Origin of the sequence: Methylobacterium sp. WL6 (genome assembly GCF_008040095.1) — a bacterium.
In the GTDB taxonomy this organism is placed as follows: Bacteria; Pseudomonadota; Alphaproteobacteria; order Rhizobiales; family Beijerinckiaceae; genus Methylobacterium.
The window spans coordinates 28,478-42,541 of record NZ_VRVH01000019.1; the positions used below are offsets into that span (position 1 = coordinate 28,478).

Annotated in this window: 9 protein-coding genes and 1 tRNA gene; 5 read left to right on the forward strand and 5 right to left on the reverse strand. The window is 70.2% G+C overall.

What is annotated here, in order from left to right:
• Positions 1–2: 2 nt before the first annotated feature.
• A complete protein-coding gene (locus tag FV230_RS05135) occupies positions 3–1,097 on the reverse strand; it encodes an NAD(P)/FAD-dependent oxidoreductase (RefSeq protein WP_147841529.1) in 1,095 nt (364 codons plus the stop codon).
• Between the two features lie 424 nt (positions 1,098–1,521).
• Here FV230_RS05135 and FV230_RS05140 point away from each other — a divergent pair, with 424 nt between their 5' ends.
• Positions 1,522–1,929 carry a MucR family transcriptional regulator gene (locus FV230_RS05140; RefSeq protein WP_147725669.1) on the forward strand — a complete coding sequence of 136 codons (408 nt, stop codon included), beginning with the start codon at positions 1,522–1,524 and terminating at the stop codon, positions 1,927–1,929.
• 170 nt (positions 1,930–2,099) lie between these two features.
• Here the strand turns inward: FV230_RS05140 and FV230_RS05145 are convergent, their stop codons facing one another.
• Positions 2,100–2,336, reverse strand: coding sequence for a hypothetical protein (locus FV230_RS05145; protein ID WP_147725668.1), 237 nt, complete (start codon positions 2,334–2,336; stop codon positions 2,100–2,102).
• Positions 2,337–2,443: 107 nt separating this feature from the next.
• On the opposite strand from FV230_RS05145, the gene FV230_RS05150 reads away from it, so the two are divergent.
• Both FV230_RS05150 and FV230_RS05155 read left to right on the forward strand, forming a co-directional pair.
• Positions 2,444–3,088: a DUF47 domain-containing protein gene (locus FV230_RS05150; RefSeq protein ID WP_147841530.1), complete on the forward strand. Its 645-nt coding sequence runs from the start codon at positions 2,444–2,446 to the stop codon at positions 3,086–3,088.
• Between the two features lie 2 nt (positions 3,089–3,090).
• A complete protein-coding gene (locus FV230_RS05155; RefSeq protein WP_147725666.1) occupies positions 3,091–4,098 on the forward strand; it encodes an inorganic phosphate transporter in 1,008 nt (335 codons plus the stop codon).
• A gap of 160 nt (positions 4,099–4,258) precedes the next feature.
• Here FV230_RS05155 and FV230_RS05160 read toward each other — a convergent pair whose 3' ends face one another.
• On the reverse strand, positions 4,259–9,370 hold the full coding sequence (locus tag FV230_RS05160) for an SdrD B-like domain-containing protein (protein WP_187275391.1): 5,112 nt from the start codon (positions 9,368–9,370) through the stop codon (positions 4,259–4,261).
• A 1,180-nt stretch (positions 9,371–10,550) separates the two neighbouring features.
• Positions 10,551–10,625, reverse strand: a tRNA-Glu gene (locus FV230_RS05165).
• Positions 10,626–10,753: 128 nt separating this feature from the next.
• Here FV230_RS05165 and FV230_RS05170 point away from each other — a divergent pair.
• Positions 10,754–11,731 carry an RluA family pseudouridine synthase gene (locus tag FV230_RS05170; protein ID WP_147841535.1) on the forward strand — a complete coding sequence of 326 codons (978 nt, stop codon included), beginning with the start codon at positions 10,754–10,756 and terminating at the stop codon, positions 11,729–11,731.
• A gap of 243 nt (positions 11,732–11,974) precedes the next feature.
• Positions 11,975–12,859 carry an RNA polymerase sigma factor RpoH gene (rpoH, locus tag FV230_RS05175; RefSeq protein WP_147728070.1) on the forward strand — a complete coding sequence of 295 codons (885 nt, stop codon included), beginning with the start codon at positions 11,975–11,977 and terminating at the stop codon, positions 12,857–12,859.
• A gap of 89 nt (positions 12,860–12,948) precedes the next feature.
• Here rpoH and FV230_RS05180 read toward each other — a convergent pair.
• The coding region (locus FV230_RS05180) for a histidine kinase (protein WP_246694743.1) at positions 12,949–14,064 on the reverse strand (1,116 nt) is incomplete at its 5' end.

Genomic DNA, 14,064 nt, shown 5'->3' on the forward strand with positions numbered 1-14,064 from the left:
CGTCACGCGCCGAGGCGGTCGGCCACCGCCTCGGCCAGGGACAGGCTGGCGGTCAGGCCCGGGCTCTCGATTCCGAACAGGTGAACGAGGCCCGGCAGGCCGTGCTCGGCCGGCCCGTCGATCACGAAGTCGGCGGACGGCTCGCCCGGGCCGGTGAGCTTCGGGCGGATGCCGGCGTAATCGGGGACCAGCGCGCCGTCGGGCAGGCCGGGCCAGTAGCGCCGGATCGCCGCGTAGAAGGCGTCGCCGCGCGCCGGATCGACCCGGTAGTCGACCGCCTCGATCCACTCAACGTCGGGGCCGAAGCGCATCCGCCCGGCGAGATCGAGGGTGAGATGGGTGCCGAGGCCGCCCTCGACCGGTGCCGGATAGATCAGCCGGGAGAACGCGGGCTTTCCCGTGAAGCCGAAGTAGTTGCCGCGCGCCAGCACACGGCGCGGCACCCGCTCGGCCGGGTAGCCCTCGGTCTGCGCGGCCAGGGCCTGTGCGTCGAGGCTCGCCGCGTTGACCACCGCGTCGCACGGATAGTCGCCGGGGCTCGCACCGCCGAACGCCGCCGCCCAGCGTCCGTCGCGGCGCCCCAGGCCGGTGACGGGGGTGTGCAGGGCGATCGCGCCGCCGCGATCCTCGAGATCGCCCTGCAGCGCCAGCATCAGGCCGTGGCTGTCGACGATTCCCGTCCGCGGCGACAGAAGCGCTGCGGTGCAGGCGAGGTTCGGCTCCAGGCGTCGGGCCTGGGCGGCGTCGAGCAGATCGAGTCCTTCGACGCCGTTGGCGACGCCGCGATCCCGGATCGCGGCGATCGTCTCCGCCTCGGCCTCCGTCGTGGCGACGATGAGCTTGCCGCAGGCGCGGTGGGCGATGCCGTGGCTTTCGCAGAGCGCGTAGAGCCGGCGCGCGCCGTCAACGCAGTGCTTCGCCCGCAGGGAGCCCGCCGGATAGTACATCCCGCCGTGGATCACCTCGGAGTTGCGCGCGGACACGCCGGTGCCGATCGCCTCCGCCGCCTCCGCGACGACGACCTCGTGCCCCCGCAGCGCCAGGGCGCGCGCGGTCGCGAGGCCGACGACGCCCGCACCGACGACCAGGACTTCCATGATGCGATCCTCCGCCGCCCGTTCTCGGCGAGGTCGCCAGACCGGTAAAGGCCCGGTGCCTCGTCGAGGGCGTCGCACCGGGCGGCAGCGCGAGGCATACAACTAGAAAGTGTATAGCGATTCGCGCGAGCGGCGGACGATTTAGGATTCGCCTAAGGGATTGTCGCCGTAAGCGAAATGGTCGACCGGAGCGCGCTGCGTGCGTGCATTTGCAACCCGCTTGAGCGCGTTAATCAATTCTAAGTAGATTTAACGCACTGAATGGATCGCGCATAAGTTGTGTTTTGAGCGCGCAGGCGCATAATCGTTCGGCAGCGGCTCCTCTCGCCGCGTCCCTCTAGAGCGATCGACCGCTGAAGCATCCTGGTTTCGACGACTTCGCGCCCCGGCGCACCCACCAGATTGAATTCGGAAGGACACGACCGTGCAGACCACCTCAGACCCCATCGATCTCGCCGCGAAGATCCTCGCCGCCTACGTCGCCCGAAACTCGGTGCCGGCCGCCGGCTTGCCGGACCTCATCCGGACGGTCCACGGCTCGATCACCGGCCTGCAGACGCCGCCGAAGCCGGTGCTCGCCCGGCCGACCGACGCCCAGATCCGCGCCTCGATCCGCCAGGATTCGATCATCAGCTTCGAGGACGGCAAGCCCTACAAGGCGTTGCGCCGGCACCTGACGCTGCGCGGCCTGTCGCCGGAGGCCTACCGCAGCAAGTGGGGCCTCCCGATCGACTACCCCCTGGTCTCGGCGAGCTACAGCGCCCGCCGCTCGGTGATCTCCCGGACCATCGGCCAGAACCAGCGCCTGCGGCTGCAGCAGGCGGCGGAGTGATCCGCTGAACCTCGACCGCCCTCGCGTCCGAGGTCGGCGCCGAGGGCGCATGGATGGGCCGAACCGGATCGGGCTGCCGCGGCGACCGCCGTGCGGGCCCGATCCGATGCCGTCCCCGGGATCCGACGATCCCGGCCGGGCGCCGTCGCGGCGATGCGCGGGCTCGCCGTTCAGATCGCGCGCATCTCGCCCGCCGACAGCCGGATCGCCTTCGCCATGCGGCTCGACAGCGACCCGACCACGACGACCTCGTCGCTCCCGTCGGCCTGCGCGCGCACGATCTCCAACGCCTCGTCCGGGCGTCGCGCCATCACCGCGTAGACCGAAGCCGGCACCGTGCTTGTGGCCGCGTCCGCGGTCACCGCGACGAGGAAGGTGGTGTAGCGCCGTCCGATACGCTTCGGCATGATCGGTCGAGCCTTTCACGCGCCCGCCCTCGCGCCGAGCCGCAAAGCGTGCCACGAGGGACCGGAAGCGGCGCGTCGACGGTCGGGCGCCGAGGGGTATCGCCGCGATGCTGGGATGGTTCCGGGCGCTGATGCCGCGCGAGGATCGGTTCTTCGATCTGTTCGCGCGCCACGCCAAGACGTTGGTCGCCGGAGCCGACGCCCTTCACGGCCTGCTCCAGGGCGGCGATGCCGTGCCGGAGTTCGGCCGCACGATCGTGGCGCGCGAGGCGGAGGCCGACGCGATCACCGGCGAGGTGCTGCTCGCGGTGCGCCGCAGCTTCATCACCCCGTTCGACCGCGGCGACATCAAGGACCTGATCCAGTCGATGGACGACGCCATCGACCAGATGCAGAAGACCGTGAAGACCATCGAGCTCTACGAGATCCGCACCTTCGAGCCGCTGATGCGCGAGATGGGCGACACGGTGGTGCAGGCGGCCCGCCTCACCGCCGAGGCCGTCCCGCTGCTGAGCGCGATCGGCACCCACGCCACGCGGCTCTCCGCCCTCACCGAGGAGATCACCCGCGTCGAGGGCCGCTCCGACGAGCTGCACGACCAGGGCCTCAAGGCGCTGTACCAGGCCCACGGCCACACCGACCCGATGCGCTACCTGATCGGACGCGAGATCTACGGCAGCCTCGAGAGCGTGGTCGACCGGTTCGAGGACGTCGCCAACGAGATCAGCGGCATCGTCATCGAGAACGTCTGAGGATGACGATCACCGCGCTCGCGCTGCCCTGGCTCGTCGGACTGATCGCCGTCGCGCTGGTCTTCGACTTCCTCAACGGCCTGCACGATGCGGCCAACTCGATCGCCACCATCGTCTCGACGCGGGTGCTGCGGCCGCGCTACGCCGTGATCTGGGCGGCGTTCTTCAACTTCATCGCTTTCCTGTTCTTCGGCCTCCACGTGGCGCAGACGCTCGGGACCGGCATCGTCGACGCCAGCATCGTCGACGCGCCGGTGATCTTCGCCGCGCTGATCGGCGCGATCGCCTGGAACGTCGCCACCTGGGTGCTCGGCATCCCGTCGAGCTCCTCGCACGCCCTCGTCGGCGGGCTCGTCGGCGCGGGCCTCGCCAAGGCCGGGCCGCCGGTGATCGTGTGGGCCGGCCTCGGCAAGACCATCGCCGCGATCGTGCTGTCGCCGCTGCTCGGCTTCCTGCTGGCGCTGCTGCTGGTGCTCGCCGTCTCCTGGAGCTTCGTGCGCGCGACGCCGTTCGCGGTCGACCGCACATTCCGGGTGATGCAGTTCCTCTCCGCCTCGCTCTACTCCCTCGGGCACGGCGGCAACGACGCCCAGAAGACCATGGGCATCATCGCGGTGCTGCTCTACTCGCAGGGGCTGCTCGGATCCGAGTTCTACATCCCGCTCTGGGTCGTGCTCGCCTGCCAGGGCGCGATGGCGCTCGGGACGCTGCTCGGCGGCTGGCGCATCGTCCATACCATGGGCTCGCGCATCACCCGCCTGAACCCGATGCAGGGGTTCTGCGCCGAGACCGGCGGGGCGATCACGCTGTTTGCCGCGACCTGGCTCGGCGTGCCGGTCTCGACCACCCACACCATCACCGGAGCCATCGTCGGCGTCGGTGCCGCCCGCCGCACCTCGGCGGTGCGCTGGGGCGTGGCCGGCAACATCGTCATCGCCTGGGTGCTGACGATGCCCGCCGCCGCGCTGATCGCGGCGGGGTGCTACGCGCTCGTCGGGCTGTTCGCCTGATCCGCCGTCGGGGTCGCCGCGCAAGCCTGCCCCGATTCGCACATTGCGGCTGACGGAGAGCACCCTGGCCCCGGTGCACGCTTTCGCGCCGAGCCGGTTTCTTCGCCGGCCGGAGAGCGCCGGTGCGTCCCGTCGAGGCGGCGCACCGGCGCGGCGCGCTTCAGGCGAGATGGTGCCCTTCCGCCATGCCGAACTGCAGGTAGTGGTGGAGCGGATCCATGCCGAGAGCCGCCACGTCCGAGTTCGCGGCGAGGTAGGCGTCGGTGTGGAAGGCCGTGCTCGGGTCGCGTCCCGCGAACCAGCCGGTCTGCTCGTAGTGCAGCAGCGGATTGGTCCCGGAGGCGGCGACGTCGGGGTTGGCGGCGAGGTAGCCGTCGGTCGAGAAGTAGGCGTTCGGGTCGCGGCCCTCATGCGCGCCGGTGGTGAGGTAGTGCGTGAAGGCGAACGAATCCGCCGACCCGCTCTGCGACCGTGCGGCGGCCGCCACGTCGAGGTTGTGGGCGAGATAGTAGGTCGCGTCGAAGTCGCCGTAGAGATGGTCGCCCGTGCCGTTGGCGATGGTCAGCCCGGGGAACGCGGCGCGGCCCTCCGCCTGTCCGGTCGCGAGGTAGTGCTTGAGCGGATCAATCTTCGCGGCGGCCACGTCCGGGTTCGCGGCCAGGTAGGCCTCGGCCGAGAAGTCCGCGCCGGGGCTGCGACCGTCCAGCCACCCGCGCACGTCGTAGTGCGTCAGCGGGTTCACGCCGGCGGGACCGAGCTTCGGATTGGCCGCCAGGTAGGCGTTGGTCGAGAAGGAGGCGTTCGGGTCGCGGCCCTCGTGCCATCCGTACTGCGCGTAATGCGTGTCCGGATCGATGTGGGCGCGCCAGACGTCGAGGTTGTTCGCGTCGTAGTACAGGTCGTCGACCAGGGGCGACCCGTCCTTCTCCCGCACGGTCCCGTCGGTGAAGGCGATGGTGGCGACGCCGGTCAGGTCGGTGACGATGCCGTTCGGCGTCGTCATCAGGGCGTGACCGTCGCGGAAGTCGAAGTGCGCCTCGGTCAGCGCGAAGCCGAAGCTCAGCGACGACGGGATCGCCGCCTTGGCGACGTTCATCGTCAGCGTGGTCTGGCCGGTGTTGCCGGCCGCATCCGCCACCGTCTCGATGTACACCGCGTGGCCGACCTTCGTCGGCTGGTAGCTGTAGCTGCCGTCGGCCGAGACGGTGAGCGTGCCGCTCGGGTCGTAGGCCTGGACCGTGCCCGAGGCCGAAACGGCGTGGGACGGCCCGTTGCCGAACTGCACCGCCACCAGGTGGAGCCCGGCTGCGCCGGTGTCGTTGGCCAGCACTTTGCCGGCGAGCGCCGCCGCGAAGCCGGTGCCGGAGGCGGTGTCGGCCTTCAGGGTCGGAGCGACGTGATCCAGCACGAAGCCGAGGGACCCGGCGACGGAAGCGTTGCCGGCGGCATCGGTCTGCACGACGGAGACGGTGTGGGCGCCGTCCTTGAGCGTGCTCGGGTTGTAGGCGGCGACCGCGCTGCCGTCGACGACGTAGCTCAGCTTGCCGCCGGCCTCGGCCGGCGTGACCTTGAGGGTCGCGTCGGCGGTGATCCGATCGGTCGAGGAGAAGCCGGTATCGTGGGCGAGCGCGATCGTCGGCGCAACCGGCGCGGTGTGGTCGAGGGTGAAGCCGACCGTGCGGGCGGCGGAGACGTTTCCGGCGGCGTCCGACTGGGTCACCGAGACCGTATGGGCGCCGTCCTTCAGCGTGCTCGGGTCGTAGGTCCCGACCGCGCTGCCGTCGACGACGTAGCCCAGCTTGCCGCCGGTCTCCGCCGCCTTCACGGTGAGCGATGCGTCCGAGGTGATCCGGTCGCTCGCCGACGCGCCGGTGTCGTGGGCGAGCGCGAGCCCGGGCGTGCCCGGCGCGGCACGGTCCAGGACGAGGCCGACACGTGCGGAGCCCGCCGCGACGCCGAGATAGGTTTCCGTCGCCGTCAACGTGTGGACGCCGTCGGCGAGCCCGGCCGGGGCGATGGTGTATTGCCCGTTCGCATTGGCGGTCGCGCGGCCGACCGTGCGGCCGGCTTCGTCGACCAACGTCACCGTCGCGCCCGCATTGGTGACGCCGCTGACCGTGGCGTTCGCCGTGATGCCGTCGATCGCCGACGTGCCGGTGTCCTGTGCCAGCGCCGTCGTGATGCCGAGCGCCTTGATCACCACCGAGGTGGTGCTGTCCATGGCGGCGGTCGGGTAGGCGTTCGAGATCGCCTGCAGGGTGAAGGTCGTCGTGCCGGGCTGGCCGATCGTGGGCGCGAAGGTGAGCGCGTGCAGGGCCGCGGTGATGGTCGCGGCCGAGCCGGACAGGATGTAGGCGCCGTCGTTGGTGGCGACGAGCCCGGCGCCGGACAGCGTGCCGCCGGCCCCCGTGACGGTGATCCGCAGGGTGTCGGTCGCGCCGAGATTCGGGTCGGCGAGGGTCGTCGTCGCGAACGGGCCCATCGCGGCCTGCGCGGTGGTCTGGTTGGCGACCGTGCCGGTGATCGCCGGGCCCCCGGCGGCGACGTAGCCGATCGGCAGGCCGTGCGGATCGACGGAAAGCGGCATCCCGTTGTTGTCGTAGATCGCGTTGCCGTTGCCCGGGCCGTTGTTCTGCTGCAGGCGCAGGCTGCCCCAGCTGTAGAACAGCCGCTCGCCGGCCGGCACCGCGGTGTCGAACGTCAGCAGCAGGTGGTTGGCGTCGACGATCTGGGCAGCGGTGCCGTTGGCCTCCGCGGTCGCGTCGTCGTAGCCCGCGCGAACGGACCAACCGGTGCCCGAGGCGGCCACGCCGTCGAGCCCCTGCAGGCTCGCGGCCTGATCGAAGGCCAGGGTGACGAGGAGCTGGTTGGCGTGCCCGGCCACCGCCGAGACCTGGGTGACCTGCGGCCCGAGATTGTCGATGTTGCCGTTGGCCAGGCTGATCGGCGAGCCCGGCATCGCCGATGCCGCGAACTGCTGGGCCAGGCCGAGGGCGGCGCGGCCGTAGAGCGTCTGCTGGTCCTGCGTATTGAGGTGGAACCCGCCGTTGGCGCCGTCGTGATCCATGGTCACGTCGCTGCTCTGCAGCGTGACCACCTTCGCGTTGAACGCCGCGTCGGCGCTGAGCTCGGCCTGCCCGACCGCGATCGCCTGATTCTGCAGGGGCTGCTGCGGCGCGCCGGCGGCGAAGGGGATCGGCGAGACGAACAGGTAGGGCGCGTCGCTGGCGCTCAGCCCGAGGACGGCGCGGGCGAGGCCGGCCTCGTAGCGCATGGCGCTCATCCAGCGGTCGGCCGTAAGCCCGGTGGTGAAGTTGCTGTCCCACTCGTTGTGGAGCATCACAATCGCGGTCGGCGCGCCGCGGTCGGTGGCCGGCAGCTGGTTGATCGCGCTGAGATAGCCGCGCTCGAGATAGGTCGAGGACCAGTCGGGTCCGTTGGGATGGAGCCAGTCGGCCGTCAGCGAGGTGCCGCCGATCTCGGTGTCGCCTTTGTTCGGATCGTTGCTCGTCGCGACGACGTTCACGCGCTGGTTGATGCCGTCGAAGCCGAGCAGCTTCTGGATCTCCTGGCGCATCACCTCGATCTGCCCCTCGACCGTGGGGTAGTAGGTGTTGGACTGGCCGCGCACGACGACGTTGATGACCTTGCTGACCGTGGGCGGAACCACGGTGGCCGGCGCGGTGGCCGCGACGACGGCGAGGTCGACATGGTCCAGGGCCTGGCCCGGGACGAGCGCCAGGCCCGAGACGCCGCGGGCGTCCTCGCTGGCGAAGCCGGCGGGCGGGCTGACGACGACGCGGTAGTTCTGCCCGGCATAGGGGTCCGGCAGGGTGTAGTGGCCGTTTGGATCGGCGGTCAGGGTCGCGACGACGTAGCCGCTGCCGTCCATCACCGCGACGTGCGCGCCGGCGACGCCGGCCTCGCCGGCATCGAAGCGCCCGTTGCCGTTGGCGTCGGCGAACACGGTGCCCGATAGGCCGGCCGCGACCTTCGCAGCTCCGGTGACGAGGGTGTGCTCGTAGTTGACGGCGGTGCCGTTCACGACCGTCCGCGAGACGCTCGCGGGCGCGTCGACGACGGCGTTCCCGAGACCGGGATCGAACGCGACCGTGTATTGCCCGCCGCCCAGGCCGAGACAGGCCCAGGCGCCGTTCGGGCCTGTCGTCGTGGTCTGGATCGCGTGCCCGCTCGCGTCGTACAGCGTGACGACGGCGCCGGTCTGTCCGCCGTCGCTGGTGTCGATCCGTCCGTTGCCGTTGGAGTCCGCGTAGACGATGCCGTTGATGCTGCCCGCGGGGGCCAAGTTGAATCCCTGGCTCACGAGGGTCGGCGCGCCGTGATCGACGGAGACGGCCTGCCAGTTGAAGCCGTCGGCGGTGGTGATGCCCTGGTCGCCGTGGAAGCCGTCACTGGTGTGATACCGCAGCGCGTAGGTTCCGTCGGCGAGGTTCGCGAAGACGAAGTTGCCGTTCGCGTCGGTGGCGGTGCTGCCGTAGAGGACCGTTCCGGCCGCATTACAGAGGTCGATCGGGAAGCCGGCGCCGAGGCTGTACTCGCCGGCTTGCTGGCTGCCGTCGGCATCCGTGTCGAAGAAGGTGTGGCCGCCGACGCTGCCGCTGCCGGCGGACGGCGCGAGCGTCGGCGCGGCCGCCAGGACGAAGCTGTTGCCGTCGGACCCCGAGGCGACCGAGGCCGCGACCGCCTTGTAGGCGCTTCCGACCACGGTCTGACCCAGCGGGTTGACCACCTGCACGGTGTAGGCGCCGGCGAGCCCCGAGAAGCCGTAATGGCCGTCGGCGTCGGTGCTCGTGCTTCCGACGAGGTTCCCGACGCCGTCGAAGGCGCGGACGATGACGCCGCCCTGGCCCTCGCCTGCCGTCACCTGCCCGTCGCCATCGAGGTCGGTCCCGACCGTGCCGCCGATCGTGCCGCCGGCGCCGACGTAGAAGCCCTGGTCGACCGTGGTGGTGGCGCCGCGGCCGACGGTGACGTTGGTGATCCAGCTGGCGCCGTCCGCGGTCATCGTGGCCTGGTCGCCGCGGAAGCCGCCGCCGCTGCCGAAGCGGATCGCGTAGGTGCCGTCGGGGCGCTGGCCGAAATCGTAGTTGCCGTCGGCGTCGGTCAAGGTCGTCGCGATCAGGGTCCTGCCGTCCGCGCTGTACAGGCCGACCGGGAACCCGCCGAACAGGTTGCCCTCACCGTATTCCTGCGTGCCGTTGCCGTTCGTGTCGAAGAACGTGTGCCCCTTGAGGCTGCCATAGACGGCCATGATGCTCTCTCCCCGGTCTGATCGTCGTTGTTGATTGTCTCGAGGCAGGTGCCGTGAGGGCATCCGCCGCGAACGCGGCGACGCTTGCAGCGAGGCGCGCAAGCAACGCGCGCCGCGCTGACCGCTTCAGCCTTCGAACGACGCGCGATGCATCGGCGCGGACGATTTTTTCGCGAATGAGTTCAGGCTAGGTCGCGTGAGAGGAGGATGATCCTCGGTCGCACGGATGGCCGATCGCAGCGGGCCGGATGCGGCGGCACGTCCCACGAGAGGCGTGCACCACCCGCAACGCGACGCGTCGCCCGGTCGATAGTCTCGGCCAGGGGCAACATCTCCTGGTTGCACAGGATGTATTTCATTAGTCTCGACATCGATCGGCCCGCCTCCCAGACGAACCCGACGCAGGGAGACATGGTCACGCTGCATCGAGGGCAGCTTTTGGAGCTGCTTTTTTTCATGCGTGTTAAGAACTATTAGCCATATACGGCCCGGGCAATGACCGACCTAGGAAATATATCAACACGCCCCTGCATTTGTAACGCGGCCGAGGTCGGCGTTGGCGGTGTGTCGACGTCGAATGCACCGACACTGAGCTGCCGCGGCCCGGACGATCACACGCTGCCGACGGCGCTCTCGCCGTCAAAAAGATCATTTTATGACAACGATGTAGAGCTGGACAACGTGTCGATGGTGACCGCTTTTTGAACCTTCCTCGGCCCGTCGCCGCCGCCGAGCCAGTGCCGCTCGAATGGACCCACGAAGCTGCCGGCCAGTGGACGCGGAACGAATCGTCAGGGACCAGAGTCCTGGATACCCTCAGATTGCATCACGAATAGGAATGCCCACCGACGGTGATGCTGTGCGCCCCGCGCGGATCTATGATTCATCGTCGGCTGCGGAGGACCGACGGACCGACCGACGCGCGGTGCCCGACGGAACGCCTCGCGGCGACCTCGAGACCCTCGCGCAGTTGACCGGAGAGCCGGCGTTGAGGCGGTCTCTCAGGCTTCACCACCGCAGCGCGAAGAAGCGGCGCGAATGAGGAGCGAGATGAGCGGTGGCACGAAAGCAAGCGCAGGACGAGCGAGACGGATGCACGCCCTCTTGGCGACGAAGCCGGGCGATCCGGCGAGGTCGTTCTCGCTGCCGAACGATAAATTTTCGTTTATTAGAAGTAAGTTGGCGCGCCCACGGGGAATCGAACCCCGGTCTGATCCGTGAGAGGGACCTGTCCTAACCGCTAGACGATGGGCGCGGTCGCTGCGGCTGATGAAGCTATCGGCCGGCGAGGCGTTCGTATAGCGACGGTACGGCGATGGAGCAAGACCCGGGCGGAGCCTTTTTCGCCGGGTCGTGAGGAGTGGCGTGTTGCAGGGTTTGGAGATCGAAGGCGAGCGGCAGGCGGTGATCGGGCCGGAGGCGGAGCGGGTGCGCCTCGACAGGGCGTTGGCGATCGCCTTTCCCGACGTGTCGCGGGCGCGGTTGCAGGATCTGGTCAAGGCGGGCCATGTCCGCCGCGACGGGGTGACGATCCTGGATTCGGCGGTGAAGGTCGGGCCGGGCACGGTGCTCGCGGTGGTGCTGCCCGAGGCGGTGTCGGCCGAGCCGCAGGCGGAGGCGGTCGACCTCGTCATCGCCTACGAGGACGACGACCTCGTCGTGATCGACAAGCCGGCCGGGCTGGTGGTCCATCCGGCGCCCGGGCACGCGGCCGGCACCCTCGTCAACGCGCTGATCGGCCATTGCGGGGCGAGCCTGTCGGGGATCGGCGGCGTGCGCCGGCCCGGCATCGTCCACCGGCTCGACAAGGACACGAGCGGGCTGATCGTCGTCGCCAAGAACGACGCCGCCCACAAGGGCCTCACCGCGCAGTTCGCCGACCACGGCCGCAACGGGCCGCTGGAGCGGGCCTATCTCGCCCTGGTCTGGGGCCTGCCCGAGCCGCGGGTGGGCACCATCGACGCCAACCTCGACCGCAGCCGCAAGAACCGCGAGAAGATCGCGGTGGTGCGCCCCGAGGAGGGCCGGCACGCGGTGACGCACTACGCGGTCGAGGCGGCCTACCCCGAGGCCGCCCTGGTCCGCTGCCGGCTCGAGACCGGGCGCACGCACCAGATTCGCGTGCACATGACCCATCGCGGGCATCCGCTCCTGGGGGATGCGGTCTACGGCGGCGCCTTCATCACCAAGGCGGCGCGGCTGTCGGAGACCGCGCAGGCCGCGCTGAAGGCCCTCCGGCGGCAGGCGCTGCACGCGGCGCTGCTCGGCTTCGCCCATCCGCGCACCGGCGAGCACCTCCGCTTCGAGAGCCCGCTCCCGCCGGAGATGACGCGGCTGGTGGCGGCGCTGGCGGAGCGCTGAGCCGCGTGGCCGCCGGGCCACGGTCAAGGACCAGCGTGTGAAACCGCACCGAGGCCCGCGACCGATCGTGACAGGTTCGACCTTCCGGAGGCGTGATGCGTTGAGGTCTATGTTCGCGTCGCGGACCTGCTACCGGCTCGGAGTTTTCCCCTCTACCATGGGGATTCGGAGAGCCGGCTTGAGAAGCGGTGCTCCGCACCAGAGTGTCCGCCCGCCAGGGGGACCATCGTCAAGGAGAATGCCATGGCCGGCGCATTGCCCGTGCTCGCCAACGAAGGTGGCCTGTCGCGCTACCTCGACGAGATCCGCAAGTTCCCGATGCTGGAGCCGACGGAAGAGTTCACGCTGGCCAAGAATTGGCGCGACGGCGGCGACCGCGAGGCGGCGCACCGCCTCGTCACCTCGCACCTGCGCCTCGTCGCCAAGATCGCCATGGGTTATCGCGGCTACGGCCTGCCGATCGGCGAGGTCGTGTCCGAGGGCAATGTCGGCCTGATGCAGGCGGTCAAGCGCTTCGATCCCGACAAGGGCTTCCGCCTCGCGACCTACGCGATGTGGTGGATCAAGGCGGCGATCCAGGAATATATCCTGCGCTCGTGGTCGCTCGTGAAGATGGGCACCACCGCCAACCAGAAGAAACTGTTCTTCAACCTGCGCAAGGCCAAGGGCAAGATCTCGGCGCTCGAGGAGGGCGACCTCAAGCCGGATCAGGTGGCGCAGATCGCGACCCGGCTCGGCGTGCCGGAGCAGGACGTGATCGACATGAACCGCCGCCTGTCCGGCGACACCTCCCTCAATGCGCCCCTGCGCGAGGAGGGCGAGGGCGAGTGGCAGGATTGGCTCGTCGACAACGCGCCGAGCCAGGAGACGGTGCTGGCCGGCGAGCAGGAAGGCCAGAACCGGCTTTCGGCGCTGCGCGACGCGCTTTCGGTGCTCAACGCCCGCGAGCGTCGCATCTTCGAGGCGCGGCGCCTCGCCGACGATCCGATCACCCTGGAGGACCTCTCGGGCGAGTTCGGCGTCTCGCGCGAGCGCGTCCGCCAGATCGAGGTGCGGGCGTTCGAGAAGGTCCAGGAAGCGGTCAAACGCAACCTCGCGACGCGGGAATTGCCGCGCATGGGTGCGTGACGCCGAGACCAGCGTCGGCGGCGACATCCGGGCATGTCCCCTCCCCCCATACGGGGAGGGCGGCACGGCCTTCCGTCGGAGCCGTCAGCTCACTTCCACTGGTCGAACGCCTCCTGCACCACCTGCGTGCCGGCGCTGCCCTTCTCGAAATTGAGCACGGCGCGCTGCCCGCTGGCGTAGCGGATCGCGATGTCGAACCAGGGCTTGTGCAGCAGCAGGTCGGTGTTGCGGTCGACGTCGCCGCGCAGCGACGACAGCCCGATCAGGAATAGGTTCTCCCGCACGCGGACCGGTAGGCCCGAGACCGGCGAACCGCGGGCGGCCTCGTCGTCCTTGGCCTGAAGCAGGCCGATATCCTGCACCGAGCGCTTCTCGCCGTCCGCGCCGGTGCCGGTGAAGACGAGATTGATCGTGTGCGAGGCCGGCAGGGTCTGGTCGAGGTTGCGCTGGATCGTCATCACTAGCGTCAGGCCGGCTTCCGGCACCGTCACCGTGGCGACGATCGCCGTCTCCAAGGGCTGGCCCTGCTCGCCGGGAACGGAATCGAGGCGCCAGACCACGCGGCCGGTCGTCGAGGTCGGCGCCGCGTTCTGGCCCGCGGTGTTCTCCTCGATTAGGACGGCGCGCTGCGCCACCGCGATCCCGGGTTGGCTCGGCGGGCTCGCGGGATTGCGCGACCCGGCCTGATCCGTCGCGACGGCCGGCGGCGATGCCTTCGGGGCGGGGTCGCCGCCGATCCGGTCCGAGAACTTCGTCTCGGCGCCCTCCGGCTGGGTTTCCGCCGTCTCGGCACCGCCGGAGGGCAGGTTCGCCGGCTTGTCGCGCAGCAGGAACGCCGCGACCGCGATCAGTCCGATCACCACCGTCAGGACGATGCCGACGAAGGCGTTGCGCAGCATCCGCGAGCGCCCGCCGCGCGGCGCCACCACGTCGATGCGCGGGCGCTGCCGCCCGTTCGCCGCATCGTTGGCGGCGATCGGATCGTCGACGGCCTCGGCCGGCTGGACCGCCGCGGGCTCCGGCTCGGGGATCGGATCCGGGCCCTTCGGCTTGCGCGCGGTGATCGGCACGGCGGCCTCGCGCGGCTCCTCCGGCGGCTTCGGCAGGAAGGACGGGGCCGGAGCCGGCGGGAGGAACGGCGTGGCTTCGGGCCGCGAGTTCGGCGTCAACACCGGGCGCAAGCGGCGCTGCGGCTGGTTCGATGC

Bases quoted from the DNA above. Each gene is read 5' to 3' on its own strand.
- FV230_RS05150 (WP_147841530.1), top strand. From the start codon at position 2,444: ATGCTGGGATGGTTCCGGGCGCTGATGCCGCGCGAGGATCGGTTCTTC.
- FV230_RS05160 (WP_187275391.1), bottom strand. From the start codon at position 9,370: ATGGCCGTCTATGGCAGCCTCAAGGGGCACACGTTCTTCGACACGAAC.
- FV230_RS05135 (WP_147841529.1), bottom strand. From the start codon at position 1,097: ATGGAAGTCCTGGTCGTCGGTGCGGGCGTCGTCGGCCTCGCGACCGCG.
- FV230_RS05145 (WP_147725668.1), bottom strand. From the start codon at position 2,336: ATGCCGAAGCGTATCGGACGGCGCTACACCACCTTCCTCGTCGCGGTG.
- rpoH (WP_147728070.1), top strand. From the start codon at position 11,975: ATGGCCGGCGCATTGCCCGTGCTCGCCAACGAAGGTGGCCTGTCGCGC.
- FV230_RS05155 (WP_147725666.1), top strand. From the start codon at position 3,091: ATGACGATCACCGCGCTCGCGCTGCCCTGGCTCGTCGGACTGATCGCC.